Raw genomic sequence first — 22,120 nt, 5'->3', positions numbered from 1 at the left:
CAGGGACGCTACGGAGAGGCGTACGAAATAGGCATCCACCTCTGTATGCAACCACCCGGCGGCGTCATCCCCGGGATGTAGGGAGCGTCAGCTCCCGGGTGGATGACCCACGGGCGTCGATCTGACAGGGTGTGTCGCATGGGGACGACGGTGGCCGTGGGGCTGGTGGTGGCGGTGCTGGTCGCCGTGCCGTTCGCCGTCGCGCTGCGCCGGGCCCGGCAACGCCACGCCAAGGCCGTGGGGGAGCGGGGCTGGCTGCTGGAGCGTGAGCGGGAGAGCGCCACCCGCGCCGCCGTCGATGCCGAGCGCACCCGGATCGCCGGCGAGCTGCACGACATCGTGAGCCACAACGTCAGCGTCATGATCGTGCAGACGTCCGCCGCGCGCGAGGTGCTCCGGACCATGCCGGACGAGGCCCTCGCCGCGCTGGAGGCGGTGGAGACCGCCGGCCGGGACACGATGGCCGAGCTGCGGCACCTGCTCGACCTGCTCAATCCGGAGGCCGGCGACCTCGCCCCGCAGCCGGGTCTCGACGCGCTCGGACCGCTCGTCGACCGGATCGCGTTCGCCGGGATGCCGGTCGAGGTGCGGATCTCCGGCGAGCCGCGGCCGCTGCCGTCCGGCATCGGCGCCACGGCCTATCGCATCGTGCAGGAGGCGCTCACCAACGCGCTCAAGCACGGCAGCGGCGGCAAGGCGGAGGTGACCGTCCGATACGCGGAACGCACCCTGCGCGTCGAGGTGCTGACCACCGGTCCGAGCGTCCTGACCGGCGACGCTCCGGCTGTTAAAAACACCGGCGCGGGTCGCGGACTGCTCGGGCTGCGCGAGCGGGTCGCGGTGTACGGCGGCGACCTGGACGCGCGCCGGCGTCTCGGCGGCGGTTACCGAGTGAGGGCGAGGATCCCGCATGAGTGAGCCGCGCGTCCTGATCGTCGACGACCAGGAGCTGATCCGCACCGGCTTCCGGATGATCCTGACCGCTCGCGGCATCGACGTGGCCGGCGAGGCTTCCGACGGCCTGGCAGCGGTCGAGGCCGAGCGGCGCCTGCGCCCCGACGTGGTGCTGATGGACATCCGGATGCCGGTGATGGACGGCCTGGAGGCGACCCGGCGCATCCTGGCCCGCAACCCGGCCTGCCGGGTCCTCATGCTGACCACGTTCGACCTGGACAAATACGTCTACACGGCCCTCGCGATGGGCGCCAGCGGCTTCCTGCTCAAGGACGTCACGGCCGAGCACCTCGCGGCCGCGGTCCGTCTCGTCGGCACCGGGGACGCTCTGCTCGCCCCGTCGATCACCCGCCGGCTGGTGCAGAGGTTCGCCCGGTCCGACGACCCGCCGGCCGTGCACCGCGACCTCACCGCGCTCACACCCCGGGAGCGGGAGGTGCTGACGATGCTCGGCCGAGGCCTGTCCAACACCGAGCTGGCCGCCGAGCTGACCCTGAGCGAAGCGACCGTCAAGACGCATGTGGCCCGCATCTTTGCGAAGCTGGAACTGCGCGACCGGGCGCAGGCCGTGGTGCTGGCATACGAGACCGGGCTGGTGGCACCCTCCACTCACTGAACGTTCGTTAAGCTGTGGCGCATGACCGTCGATCGCATGCTTCCCACCCCTGAAGCGCACGACCTCCTGGACCTGACCCGGGAACTCGCCACCCGCGAGCTCGCCGGCAAGGTCGACGACTTCGAGGCACGCGGCGAGTTCCCCCGCGAGGTGCTGCGCACGCTGGGCCGTGCCGGGCTGCTCGGCCTGCCGTACCCGGAGGAGGCCGGTGGCGCCGGCCAGCCCTACGAGGTCTACGTCCAGGTCCTGGAGACCCTGGCGAACACCTGGCTGGGCATCGCCGAGGCGGTCAGCGTGCACACCCTGTCCTGCCTGCCCACCGCGTACTTCGGCACCCCGGAGCAGCGCAAGATGCTGCCCGACATGCTCGGCGGCGAGCTGCTCGGCGCGTTCGCCCTCTCCGAGCCGCAGGGCGGTTCCGACGCGGCCGGCCTCACCACCCGGGCGGTCGCCGACGGCGACACCTGGGTCGTCGACGGCACCAAGGCCTGGATCACGCACGGCGGCCAGGCCGACTTCTACAACATCTTCTGCCGTACCGGCGGCCCTGGCCCGAAGGGCATCTCCTGCCTGCTCGCCGACGCCGGAACCCCCGGCCTGCTGCCCCAGCAGCGAGAACGTCTGATGGGCCTGCGCTCCTCGGCGCCGGCGCAGATCGTCCTGGAACAGGCCCGGGTCCCGCGCGACCGCCTGGTCGGTGCGGAGGGCGAAGGCTTCGCCATCGCCATGAAAGCCCTCGACGCCGGGCGTCTCGGCATCGCGGCCTGCGCTGTCGGCCTCGCCCAGGCGGCCCTCGATCACGCCCTGGGGTACGCCCGGGAGCGCGAGCAGTTCGGCCAGCCGATCGGCAGATTCCAGGGACTCGGGTTCATGCTCGCCGACATGGGCACCCAGATCTCGGCGGCCCGCGCGCTGCTGCTCAACGCCGCCCGCCTGAAGGACGCCGGCCGGCCGTTCTCGATCGAGGCCGCCAAGGCGAAACTGTTCGCCACCGACGTCGCCATGCGGGTCACCACCGACGCCGTCCAGGTCCTCGGCGGCGCCGGTTACGTCAGCGACCACCCGGTCGAACGCTGGTTCCGGGAGGCCAAGGTGCTGCAGATCGTCGAGGGCACCAACCAGATCCAGCGGATGGTGATCGCCCGCGCGCTTCTTCAATGAGCCCTTTTCACCGTGGCGAGGGCCTCGCTCGCCGGCGCCGGACATCGGCCCGGCGGCTTCCGGCCCGATGCCAGGTTGAAGATTGCCCACCGAGGGCGCTCCCGTAGGGTTGTCCGCGTGGAAGAGATCGACCAGGCGATCGTGTCGGCGCTCACCGTGGACGGCCGGCTGTCGTACACCGACCTGGCCGAACGGGTGGGCCTGAGCGTCTCCGCCGTACACCAGCGGGTCCGGCGCCTCGAACAGCGCGGCGTGATCGCGGGTTACACCGCGCGCGTGTCGTACGAGGCACTCGACCTGCCGCTGACCGCGTTCGTGGCGATCCGGCCGTTCGACCCGTCCCAGCCGGACGACGCGCCGGAACGCCTCGCCCACCTCGCCGAGATCGACTCGTGTTACTCGGTGGCCGGCGAGGACTTCTACATGCTGCTCGTGCGGGTGAAGAGCCCGGCCGACCTGGAACGCCTGCTCCAGGAGATCCGGACCGCCGCGAACGTGACGACCCGGACCACGGTCGTGCTCTCCACCCCGTACGAGAGCCGTCCACCCCGTATCGGGGATCTTTAAACGACCGCCGGCCAGACCATGTCGATCTGGCGCTCGAAGGTGACGTAACCGCCGCGCGCGAACGCCTTCGCCATCGGCACGTTGCCGACGTCGGTGGCGGCCCGGATCCGGGGCACGTCCTGCCCGGCCAGCAGCCGGGTCCCCGCGGCGAGGATCTCGTCGATGTAACCCTTGCCGCGATGCGCCGGCACCACCCCGAGGTACGCGATGATCGGGTTGTAGCTGTTCCGCGCCGGAATCACGAAACCGACCGGCTCGCCGTCCGGCAGCGTGGCGATCCGCCACCAGTCGTGCGGGCTGGTGTACCGCTCCAGCTCGTCGTGGTACTGCTCGACCGCGGACTCCCGGGCGGACATCCGGGTCAGCTCGTCGCGGCTGTGCGCGTCGAGCGAACCCTCCACCACGAGCGTCATCAGATCGATCAGCTCGTCCGCGCCGCCCACCGGACGAAACGTGAGCCGGCCGCTGGGCTCGGGGATCGGCGTACCGGGCCGCCACTCCAGGCGCAGCCGCTCGACGAACAGTTTCGCCCCGGTCTTCTCCAGCGCGGCCATGTGATTGTCGACGAGCAGCCGGGTCTCCGGGCGGTCACGCCAGTCCGGCGGCAGGAACCGGAGGGACTCCGGCGGGGTGGTGTTGCCCGGTGCCATGACGGGCAGCGCGGCCGCGAGCAGCCGGACACCGTCCTCGACGTCATCAGCGATGTCGAAGATGTCCATGAGCTGCGGTTTCTCATCACCGGGCGCGGTCCACCAGCCGGCCCGGGCCACCACGCGGTCACCGCGCAGCGCGACCCACAGCCAGGACAGCCGCCGCCGGCCGGCCTCGAGGTCGGTGGCGATCTCGTCGTTCAGAACGTAGGGAAAGCTGTTGAAAAGGGGCAACTCGCTGGCCCCGGTGATCGGACGGATGGTCAGTTCAGTCAAGGCGTTTCCTTCACAGGATGCGCCCGGCCTGCTCCGGGATCAGCTCAGCTGCCGTCCCGGGAGGACACGAGCGCGTTTTTCGGTGCGGACATCGCTCAGCCTCCTTCCTTCAAGATCGAGACCCCTTTTGTACGCGTCCCGCCAGGCCCCGCGCAACCGATTTAACGTCCGAGCCCACCCACCTAGCCTCCTAGGACGCCGGAGGCGACGAGGGCTGGCTCTCGCCCCGACATTCCCCAGAACAACCCGCTCCCGACCAGAACCGCACGGCCCAAACTCGCCCGGTAAGGCAAGCGCCCGGAACCGCGGCCCACAGTCGTCCAGGTCAGGAAAGCGTGTCGATTAGGGGTTCAATACGCCCCCTAAGTCGACACGCAGGCTGCAACTTGCTCGCCTGTGTCGAGTTCGGGTTCGATACGCGCTTATTCGATACGCGCTCAAACTCGACACGCACAGGCACGCCGTTCGCGGAGTGTCGACTTCAGGCACATCCGAGCGGAAACCCGAGCCGTCCGCGGGCGACCCATCCGCGGGGCGAGCCGTTCGTGGGGCGAGCCGTTCGCGGCGCGAGCCGAGCCGTAGCTCAGCCCTGTCATCGGACCCGCGTAACGTGCCTGACCGACGGCCGAGGGGCGCGAGCCGTAGCTCAGCCACGTCATCGCGGGCCTATGGCATGGCTGAGCTACGGCTCGCCCTTCGGCGACGAGAACTACGGCACCCGAGCACGCCTCCACCCGGCGGGCCGTCGCGCCCTTGCCCACCACACGCCGGCCATCCGATCTTTGCCGGCGTGTTCCCACCGTCGTCAGCGCCGGTCGAGCCGGCCCCCGCCGCTCAAGCCTGCGTCGCTCAACTCCGTGCGGCTCAAGCCCGCGCCGGTCGAGCCGGCCGCGTTGCTCAAGCCCGCGTTGCTCAAGCCCGCGCTGCTCGGGCCGGGATTGATAAGCCTGCGCTGTTTGGGCTGCGTTGATCGGGGTGGTTGGGTTGGTCAGGCGGTTATGGATTGGGCCAGGGTTGCCAGGGCCAGCACCGCCGGGTGGCTCGGAGGGTTGTGCCAGGCCAGGTGGACCGGGACCGAGGGGGCGTCGGGGACCGGGATGTAGACGACCGCCGGGTGGCTGTACATGACCGGGGTCGCGGTGCTGGTCAGGCCTACCGCGCGGCCGGCGATGATGGTGGCCAGCCAGTCGTCGGTGTTGGTGACCTCGACCTTGGCGGCGGGCGTGATGCCGCTGGGCCACAGATCCAGGCCGGTGATGCCGGCGATGGTGTTCACCGCGATCGGCTCGCCGGACAGCTCGGCGAGGGTGAGCGACGGGCGGCCGGCCAGCGGGCTGTCCACCGGTACGGCGGCGAGCCGGCTCTCGGTGAACAACGGCAGCACCTCGGCACCCGGCAGCTCGGCGATACCGCGGACGATCGCCGCGTCCACCACGCCCCGGGCCAGGCCGGCGTCGCGTTCGTCGACGCGTAGCAGGTGGAGCGGGGTCTGCGGGTGTTCCTGCTTCCAGCGGCGCAGCAGCGTCGTGGTGTGCACCCCGAGCGCGGACCACGCGTGCCCGAGGCGCAACGGCCAGGTTCCGGCGCGGGCCGGGTCGAGTACGTCGTCGACGGCGGCGACCGCGGCGGCGGCCCGGATTCGGAAGGCCTGGCCGGCGGCGGTCAGCTCCAGATGATGGGTGGACCGGTCGACCAGGCGGAAGCCGAGATGCTCCTCCAGCTGGCGCAGCGTCCGGGACAGCGCCGGCTGGGTCACGTGCAGCTCCGCCGCAGCCCGGGTGATCGTGCCGCTCGCGGCGATCGCCAGAAAAGCCCGGAGATGCCGCAGATCAGCCGTCATGAGCCCGGCGCCCGCCGGACGGAAGCGGTCACGAGCGCGACGCCCGCCGGACGGAAGCGGGCATCAGCACGGCGCGTTCCAGGGAATGGCTGTCATAACCTCAGAGCATAACCGCGGCCGAATCGGCATTTCTCAGGCGCATGTACGAGCTGGAAACGTGGCGGACGTGCGTACGAAAAGTGGTCCTGTCCTGGTTCTTGGCAGTGTGTTGTCTCTGCAGTTCGGCGGCGCGGTCGCGGCGCTGCTCTTCCCTCGGGCCGGCGTGCACGGCGTCGTCGCGCTGCGCCTCGCGATCGCCGCGCTGATCCTGCTCGCGATCTGCCGGCCGAGAACGCGGGGTTACCGCCGGGCCGACTGGCTGTCGATCGCCGCGTTCGGGATTGCCCTGGCCGGCCTGAACACGCTCTTCTATCACGCGATCGACCGCATCCCGATGGGTACGGCCGTCACCCTCGAAGTGCTCGGCCCGCTCACCCTGTCGGTGATCACCGCCCGCAGCAGGCGCGGCTGGATGTGGGCCGGCCTGGCCCTGGCCGGCGTGGTCCTGCTGGGCCGGGGCGGGTTCGGAAGGCTGGACCCGGCCGGTGTCGGCTTCGCGCTCGGTGCCGCGGTGATGTGGGCCGCGTACATCGTGCTGAGCGCCCGGGTCGGCCACCGCTTCCCGAAAGCCGACGGTCTGGCCCTCGCGGTCGCCGCCTCCGCTGTGATCACGCTGCCGTTCGGTGTCGCGGAGGCCGGATCGGTGCTGCTGGAGCCTCGGATCCTGCTGATGGGCACGGTGGTGGCGGTGCTCGCGTCGGTACTGCCGTACAGCCTGGAGATGCTGGCGCTGCGCCGGATGCCGACGACGACGTTCGCCGTGCTGATGAGCCTCGGCCCGGCGGTGGCCGCGCTCGCCGGATTCCTCCTGCTCGGCCAGGCCCTCACCCTCCTGGAATGCCTCGCCATCCTCCTGGTGATCACCGCCGCGATGGGAGCGGTCACCGGAACGAAGCCCGCGCCGGGAGCGGTCACTGGAACGAGGCCCGCGCCGGGCGCGGTCGCCGGCACGAAGCCCGCACCGGGACCGGTCAGCCCAGCGTCGCCCGTGCGCACTCCGTCACGTACGGAAGCTCGTAGGACCCTCGCCCCAGCAACGCCGGATGCGTAGCGGTCAGCTGCCGGACCTGGGCCAGCACCGCGGCGCGCTCGTCGGCCGGCATCAGGATGATCCGGCTGCGGGACGCGACGAGATCCTGCAGAACGTCCGGCGCGACCGTGTGCGTCCACTCGAACGACGTGGTCTCGAACGCCACGTCCAGCCGCGGGCTGCGGTCCATCGGCTCGCTGCCGATGATCGCCCCGAGGCGGCGTACCCAATCGCTGCGCTCGTCGCGCACGTTCCAGATCAGCCCGAGCCGGCCGCCCGGTGTGAGCACGCGCGCGATCTCCGGCAGCGCCCGCGCCGGATCCACCCAGTGCCAGGCCTGCGCGACCAGCACGACGTCGACCGCGTTGTCCGGCAGCGGGATACTCTCGGCGCTGCCCAGCATGGCCGGCACGTCCGGCAGGACCCGGCGCAGCTCGGCCAGCATGCCGTCGGAGGGATCGACCGCGACGACGTCGAGGCCACGCTCGCGGACCTGACGGCTCAGCTTGCCGGTCCCGGCGCCAAGATCCAAAACCCGCGGCTCGCCGCCGGGCAGGAGCCAATCCAGCGCCTTGTGTGGGTACGCGGGACGGCCTCGCTCGTAAGCGTCGGCGGCCTCCCCGAACGAGCCGGCATGGGGGTCGATCACATTAATGATCTTAGCTAGCCGACTGTCCGGTCAGGCCGTACCGGTTGTGCGTTTGTTTCGAATCGGGTGATGGCGGGCAACCATCTTCGCGTAGGCACGACGACGGAGGTTGCTATGAGCTTCACCGATAAGGTCAAGAACAAGGCCGAGGAACTGACCGGCAAGGCGAAGCAGGGCATCGGCGACGCCACCAACAACGAGCGTCTTCAGGCCGAGGGCCAGGCGCAGGAAGCCGCCGCGCACGCCAAGCAGGCCGGCGAGCACGTGAAGGACGCGGGCCGCGACGTCCGCGACACCTTCAGCTGATCAGCACGAAGACTGGAAAGGGCCCGGCGGTTCGCCGGGCCCTTTCTCATGCCGTCTGCGGCTGCTCCTGCTGCTGCTTGCGCCACCAGTCCTGGCCGGACCCGGGCAGCGTGTCGATCGGGTCGTAGTACGCGTACTGCTTGGACAGCGCCTCGGTGTCCTCGGCCTCGATCGAGGTGCGGTAGTTCTTCGTCCAGTACGAGATGCCGTGCTCGCGGTCGTAGTCGGCGATCATGTGGACCCAGCGTTTGCCGACGAACGGCACGTCGCAGACGATCCGCGGGGTCGCGTACCCGGGCAGGTATCCCATCAGATCGTGCTGGAGCTGCTGGGCGTGCCAGACCGGCACCCGCCAGTGCTCGGCGTTCGGGATCATGTCGCACATGTAGAAGTAGTACGGCAGGATCCCGGCCTCGCCCTGCAGTGCGAAGCAGAGGTCGAGCAGGTCCGGGGCGGTGGCGTTGACGCCGCGCATCAGCACACCCTGGTTGCGCACGTCGCGCACACCGATCTCCAGCAGCGTGCGGGTGGCCTTGGCGACCAGCGGCGTCAGCGAGTTCACGTGGTTCACGTGGGTGTGCACGGCCAGGTTGACCCCGCGGCGCTCGGCGGTGACCGCGACCCGGTGCATGCCCTCGACCACGTCGTCCTGCAGCCAGTGCTGCGGCAGGCCCATCAGCGCCTTGGTGGCGAGCCGGATGTCGCGCACGGTCGGCACCGAGAGCAGACCCATCAGGTACGCCTCAAGCTGCTTCCACGGCACGTTCGCCACGTCGCCGCCGGAGACCACGACGTCGCGTACCCCGGGGTGGTTCTTGAGGTATTCGAGGTGGGCCGCGTACCGATCGACGGGCTTCTCCAGCAGCTTGAGCTTGCTGACGATCGGGGTGCTGTTGCCGACCAGGTCCATCCGGGTGCAGTGCCCGCAGTACTGCGGGCAGGTGCTGAGCAGCTCGGCGAGAACCTTGGTGGGGTACCGGTGGGTGAGGCCCTCGGCGACCCACATGTCGTGCTCGTGCAGCGAGTCCCGGGAGGCGTGCGGGTGTGACGGCCAGTCCAGCTGGCGGTCGGTGGCGACCGGGAGCATGTACCGCCGGATCGGGTCCGCGTAAAAGCTCTCCGTGCCCGGCACCTCGCCGGGGACCATGGTGTTGAGCATCTGCGGCGGCAGCAGCATCGACATGGTGGCGAGGCGCTGCTGGTCGGTCTCCAGGTCGGCGTAGAAGCTCTCGTCGAGCAGGTCGCCCATCACGGCGCGCAGCTGCTTCACGTTCTTCACGCAGTTGACCCGCTGCCACTGCGCGGAGGCCCACTGCGTGGCGGTGACGTTCTTCCACCCGGGGAATCGCGTCCAGTCCGGCTCGACGAGCTCGCGTCGCCGGTACTCGTAGGGCTGTTCCATGGAAAGCACGGATCCCCTCCAGGCATCGTTGGCTGGGCACACGCTAACGGATAATCTCCGGTGTAGTAACCATGTTGACGGAGGATTTACGGTAGGGCAGCGGTTCGAGACGATTGTTTAACGTGAGGAGGGTGTGACGTGACAGGATCTGTGGGTCTTGGCCGGGTGCTGGAGCCGAAAGGTGTCCTGCCGCAGGCGGCCTGGCGTCTGGACGCCGATCCGGCGATCGGGCCGGACGAGGTACGGATCCGGGTGCGCCGGCTCAACCTCGACGCCGCCAGCTATCGGCAACTCGCCGGCAAGCATGAGGGCGACGGCGCCGCGATCCGGGCCGAGGTCCTGGAGATCGTCGAGACGCGCGGCAAGATGCACAACCCGGTGACCGGCTCCGGCGGGATGCTGATCGGCGTGGTCGACGAGGTCGGCCCGGACTCCCCGCTGCCGGTGAAACCCGGTGACCTGGTCGCCACCCTCGTCTCGCTGACGCTCACCCCGCTGCGGATCACCGACGGCCTGGCCGGGTGGGACGGTCTCAGCGAGCAGGTGCCGGCCGGCGGCACCGCGATCCTGTTCGGCCGCTCGATCGTCGGGGTGCTCCCCGACGACCTGCCGCCGGAGCTGGCCCTGGCCGTCTACGACGTGTGCGGGGCTCCGGCGCTGGTCGACCGGGTCGTCCGCGGCTATCCGGGTACGCCGACAGTGGCCGTACTGGGTGGTGCCGGGAAGAGTGGATCGTTGTCTCTCGCGGCGGCGAAGCGGGCCGGTGCGCGTACCCACGCTGTGGTCGTCTCGGAAAAGGAGCGCGACGCGCTCCGGGGAGCGGGACTGGCCGACGAGATCGCGGTCGCGGACGCGCGGGACCCGGTCGCGGTGGCCGAGGCGATCGGTACGCCCGCCGACGTGACAGTGGTCTGCGTCGACGTGCCCGGCTGCGAGCACGGCGCGATCCTCGCCACGGCACCCGGCGGGACCGTGATCTTCTTCTCGATGGCGACCAGCTTCTCCGCTGCCGCCCTCGGCGCCGAAGGCCTCGCCGCGGACGTGACGATGCTGGTGGGGAACGGTTTCGTGCCCGGGCACGCCGAGTTCGCGGTCGGGCTCCTGCGCAGCGTGCCCGCGGTGCGTGCTCTCTTCGAAGCGCGGATCGCGGGAGACTGACCCGCATGAGCGAATCACCCTCCGCCCGGTACATCAACGGCCGCTTCTACTCCGCCGCCGACCCGCGCGCCACCGCGATGCTGGTCCGCGACGGGAAGATCGCCTGGCTCGGCCAGACCGCCGACGCGCCCGCCGCCGACCGGACCGTGGACCTGGACGGCACGCTGGTCACCCCGGCGTTCGTCGACGCGCACCTGCACGCCACCGACACCGGTCTGGCGTTCGACGGCCTGGACCTGTCCGGGGTGCGCTCGGCCGGTGAGCTGCTCGACGCGGTGGCGGCGTTCGCGGCGACCCGGGGGGCCGACGCGGTCGTGCACGGGCACGGCTGGGACGAGTCGACCTGGGCTGAGCAGACCCCGCCGACCGCCGCTGAGCTGGACCGGGCCGCCGGGGGACGCCGCGTCTACCTGTCACAGGCGTCGGTGCACTCGGCGCTGACCTCGTCGGCGCTGCTCCCGGCCGCGCGCGGGGTCGACGGATTCGACGAGTCGGGCTGGGTGCGCGAGCACGCCCACCACGCGGTCCGGGCCGTCGCGCTCGGCGCGCTCACCGACAGCCAGCGCACGGCCGCGCAGACCACCGCGCTGCGCAAGGCCGCCTCGATGGGCATCGCCGCCGTGCACGAGTGCGGCGGGCCGGGCACCTCCAGCGAGGCCGACTTCACCTCGGTGCTCGCGCTCTCCGGACAGAAACTGCCCCGAGTGTACGGCTACTGGGGCGAGCTCGGCGGCGCCGAGAAGGCCCGTGAGCTGGGCGCCCACGGCGCGGCCGGCGACCTGTACGCGGACGGCGCCCTCGGTTCGCGGACCGCGTCGGTGCGCATGCCATACCTCGACGGCGACCACGGCTGCGGCGAGGCGTTCCTGACCGCCGAGCAGGTCGGCGAGCACCTGCTCGACTGCGTCCGGATCGGGTTCCAGGGCGGTTTCCACGCCATCGGCGACGCCGCGATCGAGACGGTCCTGGACGGGTTCGCCATCGCCGCGAAGCAGGTCGGCGTCGACAGACTGCGCGAGGGACACCACCGCATCGAGCACGTCGAGCTGATCGACAAGGCGATGATCGCCCGGATGGTCGAGTTCGGCGTGATCGCCTCGGTGCAGCCGGTCTTCGACGCCCTCTGGGGCGGCACCGACCGGATGTACGCCCAGCGTCTCGGCGTCGAGCGTGCCCTGGCCAGCAACCCGATCGGCGCCATGCACGCGACCGGGGTGGCACTGGCGTTCGGCTCCGACTCGCCGGTCACCGCCCTCGACCCGTGGGCGATGGTGGTGGCCGCCGCCGCACCGCGCAACCCGATCTACCGGATGACCGTGCGCGCGGCGTTCGCGGCATCCAGCAAGGGCGGCTGGCGCGCCGCCGGAGTCGGCGACGCCGGCGTGCTCGCCCCGGGCGCCCAGGCCACGTTCGCGACCTGGACGACACCGGGCGGCACCCAGGCCGGGCTGCCGTCACTGCTGCCGGATGTCGACGGGGTGACACCGGAACGGCCGATCTGCCGTCGCACGGTCCTGTCCGGCGAGACGATTTTCGAAGAGTAGGGGAGTGGCCTTGTCCGGGAAGCTGGATCTTGACCCGCGCATCGTGGCGCGGGCCCGTGCGCTGGCGGCGCGGGCGGGACAGCCCGTCGTCGACCTGGCGCGGTCGCACACCACCGTGTCGGTGGAACGTGCGGTGCTGCGTCTGGCCGGCGTGACCGGCGCCGACCCGGACGGCATCCCCTGGGTGAACCGCCTGGTCGACGCGGTCCGCGCGGACGTCGGCCTGGAGCACGGGGTCGCGGTGCCGGCGTTTCACGCGTTGCTGTCGTCGGGGTCGGAGGATCTGACGACGCTGGCGCAGAAGGCGGCGGCCGGCTCGGTCCGGTTCACCCTCCCGTCTCGTAAAGGTGACATCTCGGCGGCCAGGCGCGCGGCGTCGAAGGCGGCGCGGGCCGGCATCAAGATCGTGGACCGGCAGCGGGTGGCGCGCGACCGGCTGATCAAACGGCATGGCAATCCGGCGCAACGGCCGTGGATCTATCTGATCGTCGCGACCGGGGACATCTACGAGGACATCCCACAGGCGCAGGCCGCCGCCCGGGCCGGCGCCGACGTCATCGCGGTGATCCGGTCCACCGGGCAGTCGCTGCTGGACTATGTGCCCGAGGGCGCCACCCGGGAGGGGTTCGCCGGCACCTATGCCACCCAGGAGAACTTCCGGCTGATGCGGGCGGCGCTGGACGAGACATCCCGCGAATTAGGACGATATATCCGGCTGACGAACTACGCGTCCGGGCTGTGCATGCCGGAGATCGCGGCGCTCGCCGGCATGGAACGCCTCGACATGATGCTCAACGACTCGATGTACGGGATCCTCTTCCGCGACATCAACCCGATCCGTACGTTCGTCGACCAGCGGTTCTCCCGTCAGGTGCACGCCCGCGCCGGCATCATCATCAACACCGGCGAGGACAACTACCTGACCACCGCCGACGCCGTGGACGCCGCGCACACGGTGACGGTGTCGCAGCTGCTCAACGAGTTCTTCGCGCACGAGGCGGGTCTGGAGGACTGGCAGCTCGGGCTGGGGCACGCGTTCGAGATCAACCCGGATCTGCCGGACTCGTTCCGCCTGGAGCTCGCGCACGCGCTGCTCGCCCGCGAACTGTTCCCGGACGCGCCCCTGAAATGGATGCCGCCGACCAAGCACATGACCGGCGACGTCTTCCGGGGCAACCTGCTCGACGGCTTCTTCAACCTGGCCGGGGCGCTCACCGGGCAGGGCATCCTGCTCGTCGGCATGATGACCGAGGCCGTGGTCACCCCGTGGCTGTCCGACCGCGACATCGCCCTGCAGAACGTGCGGTACGTGCTCAACGGCGCCGGCAACCTGCACGAGGACTTCACCCCCGGCCCGTTCATCCGGGGCCGGGCCAACCAGGTTCTCGGCGAGGCGATCGACCTGCTGGAGAAGATCGTCGACGACACCCTGCTGGACGCCATCGCCGACGGCACCTTCGGCATCATGAAACGCCCCGCGGACCGGGGGAAGGGCTTGGACGGCGTGGCTCGTCATGCCGGCGGTTACTTCAACCCGGTGACCTCGATCCTGGAGGAGGTCGCGTGAGCATCGTCCGGCCTTACGGGGACACCACCGGCGACGGCATGGTGCAGCTCTCCTTCACCCTGCCGATCCCGCACGACAAACGCGCCGAGGGCGCCGCGCTGCAGCTCGCCGGCAAGATGGGCATGGAACCGGCGATGCTCGTGCACGCCAAACAGATGGGTGACGGGTTCACCTTCTTCGTCGTCTACGGCAAGGTGGCCCACCTCGTCGACACCGAGCAGGTGCAAGTCGTCGAACGTGACTTCCCGCTGCTCAGCGCCAAAGAGGTCAACGCGGCCATCAAGAAGGGCCTGCGCCGCCGGCTCAACGTGGTCGGCGCCTGCATCGGCACCGACGCGCACACCGTCGGCATCGACGCGATCCTCAACCTCAAGGGCATCGCCGGGGAGAAGGGCCTGGAGTACTACTCCGAGCTCTCCGTCACCAACATGGGCGCCCAGGTCTCGGTGCCCGAACTCGTCGAGACCGCCCGGGAACGCAACGCCGACGCGGTACTGGTCTCCCAGGTCGTCACCCAGCGCGACGCGCACCTGCAGAACACCCGGGCCATGTCGGCCGCGTTCCGCGAGGCCCTGCCCGCCGGGCGGCGGCCGCTGCTGATCGTCGGCGGGCCGCGCTTCGACGAGCTGATGACCGGTGAGCTCGGCGTCGATCGGATCTTCGGGCGGGGCACCACGCCGCGCGAGGTCGCCTCCTATCTCGTCCACGCCCTTCTGACCGCGGGGAGCAAGAGTTGATCACTGTCACGCATCGCCGTTATGTGCCGTACTCGCATGCCCACTACGCGGGGAATCTCGTCGACGGGGCGTACTCGCTCGGCCTGTTCGGCGACGTCGCCACCGAGGTGTGCATTCAACTCGACGGCGACGAGGGGCTGTTCGCGTCCTACTCCGACGTGCAGTTCAAGGCGCCGGTGCAGGCCGGCGACGTCCTCGAGATCACCGGGAACGTCGTGCACATGGGCAACCGGTCGCGGCGCATCTACTTCGAGTCCAAGGTCGTCTGCCGGGGCACCTCGGGGTCGGCCGCTCAGGTCCTCGACGAGCCGATCGTCGCGGTGACCGCCGTCGGGACGGTCGTCGTGCCTGCCCACTCGTGAGTTCTGTGGTCTGTGTGGATGTCGGGTCCACGTACACGAAAGCCGCGAAGATCGACCTCGACGGCGCGCGACTGATCCGCCGCGCTGAGGTTCCGACGACCTCCGCGACCGACGTGCTGCACGGCCTGGATGCCGCCGTCGCCGCCGTGGGCGGCGACGGCGATCTCTACGTGTGTTCCTCCGCGGGAGGCGGGCTGCGGCTCGCGGTCATCGGGTACGAGTCACTGGTCACCGCCGAGGCCGGGCACCGCGTCGGGCTGTCGGCCGGAGCGCAGGTGGTGCACGTCGCGGCGGGCCCGCTCTCCGGGCCGGGTCTGGCAGCCGTGCGCGCGGCCCGGCCGGACGTGGTCCTGCTGGTGGGCGGCACCGACGGCGGCGACGCAGCAACACTGCTGCACAACGCCCGGCGGCTGGCGGCGGCGCGCTTCCGGGTGCCGGTCGTGGTGGCGGGCAACGCGTCGGTGGGACCGTCGGTGGCGTCGCTGCTTCGCTCGCGGGGTGTGCCGGTCACGCTGACCAGCAACGTGCTGCCGCGCATCGGCGTGCTCGATCCGCTGCCGGCCCGCACCGCGATCCGGGAGGTGTTCCTGCGCCACGTGATCGGCGGCAAGCGCCTGTCGAAGGGGCCGCGGTTCGGCTCGCTGGTCCGCTCGGCGACCCCGGACGCCGTCCTCGCCGGGGTGGAGCTGCTGGCCGACCTCACGGGGTACGGAGTACTCGTGGTCGATGTCGGCGGGGCGACCACCGATGTGTACTCGGCGCTGATCCCGGACGCGGAGAGCGAGACCGGCCCCCGGCGGGACGTGGCCGGGACGTTGTGGCGCTCCCGGACGGTCGAGGGCGATCTCGGGGTGGCCGTGGGAGCGGACGGGACCCGGGCGGCGGCAGCGGCGGAGAAGCTCTCTTTAGCCGGTGCTCCCGCCTCGCGGGGTGCCGTCTCGGGGGGTCCGGCTCTGCTTCACGCCCGTGGTGAGGAGCAACAGCTGGCGGCGGCAGCGGCGGTCGTCGCACTGCGGCGGCACGCGCGCGGCCACTCCGCCGGGCCGGGACAGCCCCGAACCGGCGGCCGCGACCTGCGCGACGTGCGGCTGGTAATCGGCTCCGGGGGAGTGCTCCGGCACGGCGGCGGCGAGCACGTCCTCGGCGCGGTCCTGGGCGACCTGGCCGGCGGCTGGGCCATGCCGGAGCAGGCCCGCACGGTGGTCGACGCGGAGTACGTCCTGGCAGCGGCGGGCCTGCTATCCGCGGACCACCCGGAGGCAGCCGCCGGCCTGCTGAACACCCTGCTGAAAGCCTGAGCCGCCAGCCGCTCGCTTCCAGGCGTCCCGGCGGCCGGCTCGTCCCGCTGCCGACTTGTCCCGACTGCCAGCTCGTCTCGGCCGCCCGGGGCCGGATTCCGCCCGGTGAGGCCGAGGACGACGCGCCGTGAGCATCCCCGCCCGGTGTGTGTCGAGTTGAGGTGGGTATCGAACCCGTAATCGACACAGAGCAGGCGATCCGCGGGGTGCGTGTCTAGTTTGGGGGCGTAGCTAACCCGAAATCGACACGCCCGTCTCGGGCCTGGGCGATCTTGGGCCGCCGTTCCCGCCAGGGTGTGGTTAGGGGACCACGATCGCCGCGGGAGGACTGAGGCGGGAAGGCGATCAAGACCTAACGTCCGCTGCCTGCGGGATTTCCTTTAACCGGCAGGGTCAGTACTGACTCGCGAGCCTTGTGGCAGTGCTGAGAGCCGGCTCGTGCCGTTCCGATACCGCTCGGCTGTCGCTCATGGCTGCCGGCTGTACGGCGTGGCGACCGCCAGCGACAGCCGGTTTCTGCAGGCTGTCGCTCACGGCTGCCGGCTGTCGCGTATGGCGACCGCTGTGTACAGCTGGTTCTGGGCCAATGCCGCCCGGACGGCGCAATGGCGCAACGGCGCAACGGCGCGGCGGCGCAACGGCGCGGCGGCCTGGCGGCGCGGCGGTGTGGCGGTCTGACGGCGCGGCGGTGTGGCGGTGCGGGTGCGGGCGGTGGTTGGGGGTGTGGGGTCAGTCGTTGAATTCGAGGGTGGCTTTGCCGCCGGCTACTGGGGTGTACCAGGTGGCGTCGCGGGTCAGGACGTCGACGTTCGCGTCCAGGGCCAGCATTGCCGCTGAGGCTCGGTCCGGTGTGCCTACCAGGCCTCGGAGGGTTGCCAGGGCCTGCCAGTCCTGGGGGTCGTCGGAGAGCAGGTAGACCGCGCGGTGGGCGATCAGCGCGTCCAGCCGTAGCTGTTCCAGCAGGCCGGTGAGGTGGGCGGCCTCGATCAGGCAGGGCAGCGGCAGGACGACCGCGCCGTGCTCGTCGTCGATCTCGGCGATCAGCTCGCCGACCGCCAGCGAACCGCGGGTCCAGGCGACCACCGCCGACGTGTCGATCACCAGCCGGACCGTGCGAGGCTCGTCGGTCACGCGACCGACACCAGCCGGACGCCGCCGGCCCTGGCGGTCACGCGGCCGTCACCGGTCGTGCGGGCGGCCTCAATTAGCCGGCTGTCGCCGTGCGGGTGGCCGGGGCCGGTCGGGTGGGTGGGATCGGGCGGGTGGGTGGGCCGGGTCACGCTGCTGCGGGGCGGGAGCGGATTTCGGCCAGGAAGGCTGCTCGAGTGGTGTGGTCGCGGCGGGCGTCGGCCTCCTGGAGGCGGGCGCGGGCGCGGGCCTTGCCCTCGGCGGTGACCGTGACACCGAGCTCGGCGAGGACGTCGGTCATGCTGCGCTGGGCGCTGGTGTCCTGCTCCATGCCTAGAGGGTAGCCGCCACCGGGCGGAACCGGGAGCCTCCGATCTCGCACGGGTGTGCCAGGCCTCGGGTCTGTCCGGCCTACCCCACCCGGCCGGGTGGGTGGAGTGGGATCCGCCGAGCCGTCTGACTTTTCCGGCACCGAGGCTACAAGCGGAAATAGGGCGATAATTCGCCATCGACGAGCACCTACCGTCTCACCCGGTTTCGTTTCCGGTTCGAGAGTGGGTTCGTCGCGTGGGTGGCAAACGTCGGGTCAGCCTGTTCGGCCTGGCCGTCGCGGTTCTGAGCACAATCCTGGTGGTACCTTCCGGCCCGGCCCTGGCGGCCACCGCGTCGAAGGTCACCGCCTCGATCCCGGCGGACATGCGGACCGGGGCCACCGCCTCGGTGACCGGGAAGCTGACGCCCGGCAAGAATCGGACGGTACGCCTGGAACGGAACTCGGGCGGCAAATGGTCCGTCCTGGCGACCGCCCGCACCGGGTCCAGCGGCCAGTTCACGCTGAAGGTACGCCCGGCGGCGGCCGGCACCTGGACGGTCCGGGTCTACGCGCCCGCCTCCGGCAGCTACCGGGCCGTCGCCTCGGCGCAGCGGGCCGTGCGGCTGTGGACCGCGACGACGGCCACCACGGCGTTCAGCCCGGCCACCGCGACGGTCGGCAAGGCGCTCGCACTCACCGGCCGGCTGACCCCGGGGGACTTGGGCCGGGCCGTGACCGCACAGCGGTGGAACGGCCGTTCCTGGGAGACCGCGGGACGGGCCACGAGCACGTCGGGCGGGCAGTTCCGGATCACGGTGAAGGCACCGGCCCAGGCCGGACGCACGTCGTGGCGGGTCACCGTGGCGGCGACGAAGAGCCGGGGCGGGTACACCGGCCCGGTCCGGACGCTGATCACCCAGGCGGCACCCAGCACGCCCCCGGCGACCCAGCCGACGCCCACGCCAACAACGGGCCCGACGACCGGACCGACGACGGGACCGACAGCGCCGACGACGGGACCCACCGCGCCCACGACGGAGCCGGCAACGGGTCCGACCGCCCCCACGACCGAGCCCACGGCCGGGCCGACGACGCAGCCGCCGATCCCGCCGACCACCGCACCGACGACGCAGCCGACCCCGGCGCCGACGGAGACGCCGAGCGGCGGATACCTGTTTGCCGCCTCCAATGGCACGATCCACACCGTCGAGATGGCCGCTCCGCACCGCGCCACCGCCCTCGTCACCGGTGACTACGTCGCCTCGGCCTCGACCGGACGCCTGCTCTACCGCGGACCCGCCGCCGACCCCGGCCTCTTCCTCACCGGCGCCGGCCTGACCACCCGCCGTCTCGCCGCCGAGTCCGCCACCGCCTGCGTGATGAACGCGGCCCTGGACGCCTCCGGCCGCTACGCCACCTGGATGACCGGCCGGCCCGCTCCGCTGACCGACGGGACCATGGTGTGCGCGGCGACCACGGACGTCCGGCTCTTCGACGCGACCACCGGCACCACCACGGTGATCACCATGCCGAAGGGTGTGCCCGGTACCTCGTCGGTGACCATGCGGGCCGGTTTCACCCGGGACAGCGGCCACCTGGCCGTCGTGGACACCGACCACGCGCTGTACGTCTACGCCCTGGGCACCGGCCGCTGGACCCAGCCGGCCCGGCCCGCCACGGGCTCGATGACCCTCGTCGACATCCCCGCCCCGGCCGGCTACCTCGCCGTGGAGGAGAAGAAGGCCACGACCTGCGTCTCCGGCCGCTGGTACGTCAAGGCGGACGGCACCGCACCCTCGACCTGCACCGACAGCAAGGGCACGGTCAGCCCGGACGGATCGCGGACCCTGTGGACCGCAACGGCCGGCGGTACCACCCACGTGTTCGTCGGTGACGCCGCGTACCAGTCGGTGACCGATCTCGGCGTCGTCGCCGCGGGCACCACACCAGCCTTCGCCGGCGACAACGCGGTGACGTGGAACGGCGGGATCACGCCTCTCGACGGCTCAGCGGCCTGGACCATGCCGGCGGGCTGGAGCATCCAAGGGGCACAAAAATAGGGCAATTCCCTTGCCCTCTTTAACGTATAACACAGAGGGGGCCTTGCCACAAGACCCGGTTCGTGCAGCAAAATCGCAGCTCACCGCTGTTTTCTGCCGCATGGGAGTCTCGAGTGACCATGAGCCTGTTCGCGCTGGGCGAGGCCAGCGCCAAGGCCGACCCGAACCTGATCGGTGAGGACGAGAAGCACTTCGCGGCGATCGCGGAGAGCCTGGATCGGTCCATCGGTGAGCTCGCCGAGCGTCTCGAAACGGTCCGCCGGGCGCCCGCCGGCAAGGGCCGCCAGGCGGTCGACCGGGACGACGAGGTGCGGCGGCTCACCTCCCGTCTCGAACTGCTGCGCCGGTACGGGGTGGACCTCTGCCTGGGCCGGATGGTCGGCGACGACGGCGGCGAGCCGGTGTACATCGGCCGCCGCGGCCTGACCGACGACACCGGGCGGCGGCTGCTGCTGGACTGGCGGTCGCCGGCCGCCGAGCCGTTCTTCGGGGCGACCCACGCGAACCCGATGGGCCTGGTGTTCCGGCGCCGGTACCGGTGGAGCGGCGGCCGGATCACCGATTACTGGGACGAGGTGTTCGACGCCGGCGGGTTCGCGGGGCACGCCGCGGCGCTCGACGACCAGTCCGCGTTCATCGCGAGCCTCGGCGGCGTCCGCACCGACCGGATGCGCGACGTGCTCGGCACCATCCAGGCCGACCAGGACGCGATCATCCGGGCCGGGTCGCGGGGCGCGCTGGTCGTCGACGGCGGGCCGGGCACCGGGAAGACCGTGGTGGCCCTGCACCGCACCGCGTACCTGCTCTACTCCGATCCGCGGCTGGGCAACCGGCGCGGCGGGGTGCTGTTCGTCGGGCCGCACGAGCCCTATCTGGCGTACGTGTCCGACGTGCTGCCCAGCCTCGGTGAGGACGACGTGCAGACCTGCACGGTGCGTGACCTGGTGCCGGAGGGCGCCGGTGCGCTGCCCGAGGCGGACGCCGTGGTGGCCGCGCTCAAGGCCGAGGCGCGGATGGTGGGCGCGGTCGAGGCGGCGGTCCGGTTCTACGAGGAGCCGCCGGGTCCGACCACCCTGGACGAATGCGTGGTGACCGCCGCGGACTGGGCGGCCGCGTTCGACGCGGTGGAGCCGGGTACCCCGCACAACGAGGCGCGGGAGCAGATCTGGGCGGAGCTGACCGCCATCCTCGCCGAGAAGCACGACCTCACCGAGCGGGAACTGGACCGCCACCGGGATCTGCGGGCCGCGCTGAACCGGGCCTGGCCGATGCTGTCGGCCCCGGATCTGATCGGTGACCTGTGGGCTGTCCCCGCGTACCTGCGCAGATGCGCCCCCTGGCTGGAGGCCGGGCAGGTGAGCGCGTTGCAGCGCGCCGCGGCCCAGGCCTGGACCGTCGCCGACCTGCCGCTGCTCGACGCGGCCCGGCAGCGGCTCGGTGACGCGGGGGCCGCGGAGAGGAACCGGAGACGCGACGCCGACGTGGCGGCCGGGCGGGAGCGGATGGACCGGGTCGTCGACGACCTGATCGCCTCGTCGGTGCACGACGACGGTGAGGGCCTGATGAAGATGCTGGTCCAGCAGGACCTGCGGGAGAACCTGGCGGACGGCCTCGTCGTGCCGGACAGCGACGGGCCGGAGCTGCTCACCGGTCCGTACGCGCACATCGTCGTCGACGAGGCGCAGGAGCTGACCGACGCCGAGTGGCAGATGCTGCTGCAGCGCTGCCCGTCGCGCAGTTTCACGATCGTCGGGGATCGGGCGCAGGCCCGGCACGGGTTCACCGAGTCGTGGCAGGAACGCCTGGAGCGGATCGGGCTGGACCGGGTCAGCCTGGCGTCGCTGACCATCAACTACCGCACGCCGCGGGAAATCATGGAGGAGGCAGCGCCGGTGATCCGGGCCGTGCTGCCCGATGCGAACGTGCCGATGTCGATCCGCAGCAGCGGGCTTCCGGTCGTACACGGGAATGTTCTTGATCTTGAAGAGATCTTGCGCACGCATGGCGAGGGGCTGGCGTGTGTCATCGGGGATCCGGCGTTTGCCGGCACGGACCGTGTCCGGTCGCTCACGCCGTCGCTCGCGAAGGGCCTGGAATTCGATCTCGTGGTGCTGATCGACCCGGACGAGTTCGGCGAAGGTATCGAAGGAGCTGTTGATCGTTATGTCGCGATGACCCGTGCGACGCGGCAGCTGGTGGTCCTGAGCAGCGCAAACAGCAGCGCGAACACCTGAACATCAGGTGACACGCCGACGAATGCGACACGCCGGAGCACAAGCCAGGTGGTTGACAGGCCACCGGTGTCCGGACGTACCGTCTTCAGGTCTTTGTTCACGGCGAGCAGCCCAGATTCGCTTCGTCCCTCTACCCACTGGCCCGCAGTCCTCGCTGGGGTCGCGCGTT

The 22,120-nt window shown here is 71.1% G+C and carries 21 protein-coding genes; 15 read left to right on the top strand and 6 right to left on the bottom strand.

Going from position 1 to position 22,120, the window contains the following annotated elements:
• Window positions 1-138: 138 nt before the first annotated feature.
• The 4 genes from B0I29_RS23855 (at window position 139) to B0I29_RS23835 (ending at window position 3,298) form a co-directional block, all read left to right on the top strand.
• Window positions 139-918, top strand: coding sequence for a sensor histidine kinase (locus B0I29_RS23855; RefSeq protein ID WP_111651265.1), 780 nt, complete (start codon window positions 139-141; stop codon window positions 916-918).
• Window positions 911-1,570, top strand: a complete 660-nt coding sequence (locus B0I29_RS23850; RefSeq protein WP_111651264.1) for a response regulator — start codon at window positions 911-913, stop codon at window positions 1,568-1,570. The genes B0I29_RS23855 and B0I29_RS23850 overlap by 8 nt, the downstream gene beginning before the upstream one ends.
• A gap of 21 nt (window positions 1,571-1,591) precedes the next feature.
• Window positions 1,592-2,731 (top strand): acyl-CoA dehydrogenase family protein, encoded by a 1,140-nt coding sequence (locus B0I29_RS23845; RefSeq protein ID WP_111651263.1) that lies wholly within the window; start codon window positions 1,592-1,594, stop codon window positions 2,729-2,731.
• A gap of 117 nt (window positions 2,732-2,848) precedes the next feature.
• Window positions 2,849-3,298: an Lrp/AsnC family transcriptional regulator gene (locus B0I29_RS23835; RefSeq protein WP_111651262.1), complete on the top strand. Its 450-nt coding sequence runs from the start codon at window positions 2,849-2,851 to the stop codon at window positions 3,296-3,298.
• Here B0I29_RS23835 and B0I29_RS23830 read toward each other — a convergent pair.
• Together B0I29_RS23830 and B0I29_RS23825 are read right to left on the bottom strand one after the other, a co-directional pair.
• Entirely contained in the window at window positions 3,295-4,224 is a 930-nt protein-coding gene (locus B0I29_RS23830) for a GNAT family N-acetyltransferase (protein ID WP_220091400.1), read from the bottom strand. The genes B0I29_RS23835 and B0I29_RS23830 overlap by 4 nt on opposite strands.
• Window positions 4,225-5,212: 988 nt before the next feature.
• Window positions 5,213-6,064, bottom strand: coding sequence for a LysR family transcriptional regulator (locus B0I29_RS23825; RefSeq protein WP_111651261.1), 852 nt, complete (start codon window positions 6,062-6,064; stop codon window positions 5,213-5,215).
• Between the two features lie 166 nt (window positions 6,065-6,230).
• On the opposite strand from B0I29_RS23825, the gene B0I29_RS23820 reads away from it, so the two are divergent.
• The gene (locus B0I29_RS23820) at window positions 6,231-7,214 is read left to right on the top strand and encodes an EamA family transporter (protein WP_311733623.1); all 984 of its coding nucleotides are present in this window, start codon (window positions 6,231-6,233) and stop codon (window positions 7,212-7,214) included.
• On the opposite strand, the gene B0I29_RS23815 is transcribed toward B0I29_RS23820, so the two are convergent.
• Window positions 7,135-7,839: a class I SAM-dependent methyltransferase gene (locus tag B0I29_RS23815; RefSeq protein ID WP_111651337.1), complete on the bottom strand. Its 705-nt coding sequence runs from the start codon at window positions 7,837-7,839 to the stop codon at window positions 7,135-7,137. The genes B0I29_RS23820 and B0I29_RS23815 overlap by 80 nt on opposite strands.
• 117 nt (window positions 7,840-7,956) lie before the next feature.
• Here B0I29_RS23815 and B0I29_RS23810 point away from each other — a divergent pair, with 117 nt between their 5' ends.
• Window positions 7,957-8,148: a CsbD family protein gene (locus B0I29_RS23810; RefSeq protein WP_111651259.1), complete on the top strand. Its 192-nt coding sequence runs from the start codon at window positions 7,957-7,959 to the stop codon at window positions 8,146-8,148.
• A 46-nt stretch (window positions 8,149-8,194) separates the two neighbouring features.
• Here B0I29_RS23810 and B0I29_RS23805 read toward each other — a convergent pair whose 3' ends face one another.
• Complete coding sequence (locus tag B0I29_RS23805; RefSeq protein ID WP_111651258.1) at window positions 8,195-9,550, bottom strand: KamA family radical SAM protein; 1,356 nt, start codon at window positions 9,548-9,550, stop codon at window positions 8,195-8,197.
• A 138-nt stretch (window positions 9,551-9,688) separates the two neighbouring features.
• Between B0I29_RS23805 and kdd the strand changes: the two genes are divergently transcribed.
• From kdd to B0I29_RS45270, 7 genes are all read left to right on the top strand, one after another.
• Complete coding sequence (kdd, locus tag B0I29_RS23800; RefSeq protein WP_111651257.1) at window positions 9,689-10,708, top strand: L-erythro-3,5-diaminohexanoate dehydrogenase; 1,020 nt, start codon at window positions 9,689-9,691, stop codon at window positions 10,706-10,708.
• Between the two features lie 5 nt (window positions 10,709-10,713).
• Window positions 10,714-12,252 carry an amidohydrolase gene (locus B0I29_RS23795; RefSeq protein WP_111651256.1) on the top strand — a complete coding sequence of 513 codons (1,539 nt, stop codon included), beginning with the start codon at window positions 10,714-10,716 and terminating at the stop codon, window positions 12,250-12,252.
• Window positions 12,253-12,262: 10 nt separating this feature from the next.
• The gene (kamD, locus tag B0I29_RS23790) at window positions 12,263-13,819 is read left to right on the top strand and encodes a lysine 5,6-aminomutase subunit alpha (RefSeq protein WP_111651336.1); all 1,557 of its coding nucleotides are present in this window, start codon (window positions 12,263-12,265) and stop codon (window positions 13,817-13,819) included.
• Complete coding sequence (gene kamE, locus B0I29_RS23785) at window positions 13,816-14,556, top strand: lysine 5,6-aminomutase subunit beta (RefSeq protein ID WP_111651255.1); 741 nt, start codon at window positions 13,816-13,818, stop codon at window positions 14,554-14,556. Before kamD ends, kamE begins: the two co-directional genes overlap by 4 nt.
• On the top strand, window positions 14,553-14,918 hold the full coding sequence (kal, locus tag B0I29_RS23780) for a 3-aminobutyryl-CoA ammonia lyase (RefSeq protein ID WP_111651254.1): 366 nt from the start codon (window positions 14,553-14,555) through the stop codon (window positions 14,916-14,918). The genes kamE and kal overlap by 4 nt, the downstream gene beginning before the upstream one ends.
• Entirely contained in the window at window positions 14,915-16,216 is a 1,302-nt protein-coding gene (locus B0I29_RS23775) for a glutamate mutase L (protein WP_111651253.1), read from the top strand. The genes kal and B0I29_RS23775 overlap by 4 nt, the downstream gene beginning before the upstream one ends.
• Before the next feature lie 438 nt (window positions 16,217-16,654).
• Complete coding sequence (locus B0I29_RS45270; protein WP_146616879.1) at window positions 16,655-16,894, top strand: hypothetical protein; 240 nt, start codon at window positions 16,655-16,657, stop codon at window positions 16,892-16,894.
• Window positions 16,895-16,945: 51 nt separating this feature from the next.
• On the opposite strand, the gene B0I29_RS23765 is transcribed toward B0I29_RS45270, so the two are convergent.
• Entirely contained in the window at window positions 16,946-17,347 is a 402-nt protein-coding gene (locus B0I29_RS23765) for a hypothetical protein (protein WP_111651251.1), read from the bottom strand.
• A 145-nt stretch (window positions 17,348-17,492) separates the two neighbouring features.
• The gene (locus tag B0I29_RS23760) at window positions 17,493-17,675 is read right to left on the bottom strand and encodes a hypothetical protein (protein ID WP_111651250.1); all 183 of its coding nucleotides are present in this window, start codon (window positions 17,673-17,675) and stop codon (window positions 17,493-17,495) included.
• A gap of 236 nt (window positions 17,676-17,911) precedes the next feature.
• On the opposite strand from B0I29_RS23760, the gene B0I29_RS23755 reads away from it, so the two are divergent.
• Together B0I29_RS23755 and helR are read left to right on the top strand one after the other, a co-directional pair.
• The gene (locus B0I29_RS23755) at window positions 17,912-19,717 is read left to right on the top strand and encodes a hypothetical protein (protein ID WP_111651249.1); all 1,806 of its coding nucleotides are present in this window, start codon (window positions 17,912-17,914) and stop codon (window positions 19,715-19,717) included.
• A 119-nt stretch (window positions 19,718-19,836) separates the two neighbouring features.
• A complete protein-coding gene (gene helR, locus B0I29_RS23750; RefSeq protein ID WP_111651248.1) occupies window positions 19,837-21,951 on the top strand; it encodes an RNA polymerase recycling motor ATPase HelR in 2,115 nt (704 codons plus the stop codon).
• Window positions 21,952-22,120 lie beyond the last annotated feature (169 nt).

Origin of the sequence: Actinoplanes lutulentus, from assembly GCF_003259845.1 — a bacterium.
Lineage (GTDB): Bacteria > Actinomycetota > Actinomycetes > Mycobacteriales > Micromonosporaceae > Actinoplanes > Actinoplanes lutulentus.
Note: the sequence above shows the minus strand (reverse complement) of the source record. Positions and strands in the feature narration are given on the sequence as shown.

Coding starts and splice junctions, on each gene's coding strand:
- B0I29_RS23855 (WP_111651265.1), top strand. CDS start 139: ATGGGGACGACGGTGGCCGTGGGGCTGGTGGTGGCGGTGCTGGTCGCC.
- B0I29_RS23850 (WP_111651264.1), top strand. CDS start 911: ATGAGTGAGCCGCGCGTCCTGATCGTCGACGACCAGGAGCTGATCCGC.
- B0I29_RS23845 (WP_111651263.1), top strand. CDS start 1,592: ATGACCGTCGATCGCATGCTTCCCACCCCTGAAGCGCACGACCTCCTG.
- B0I29_RS23825 (WP_111651261.1), bottom strand. CDS start 6,064: ATGACGGCTGATCTGCGGCATCTCCGGGCTTTTCTGGCGATCGCCGCG.
- B0I29_RS23810 (WP_111651259.1), top strand. CDS start 7,957: ATGAGCTTCACCGATAAGGTCAAGAACAAGGCCGAGGAACTGACCGGC.
- B0I29_RS23805 (WP_111651258.1), bottom strand. CDS start 9,550: ATGGAACAGCCCTACGAGTACCGGCGACGCGAGCTCGTCGAGCCGGAC.
- B0I29_RS23795 (WP_111651256.1), top strand. CDS start 10,714: ATGAGCGAATCACCCTCCGCCCGGTACATCAACGGCCGCTTCTACTCC.
- B0I29_RS23760 (WP_111651250.1), bottom strand. CDS start 17,675: ATGGAGCAGGACACCAGCGCCCAGCGCAGCATGACCGACGTCCTCGCC.
- helR (WP_111651248.1), top strand. CDS start 19,837: ATGAGCCTGTTCGCGCTGGGCGAGGCCAGCGCCAAGGCCGACCCGAAC.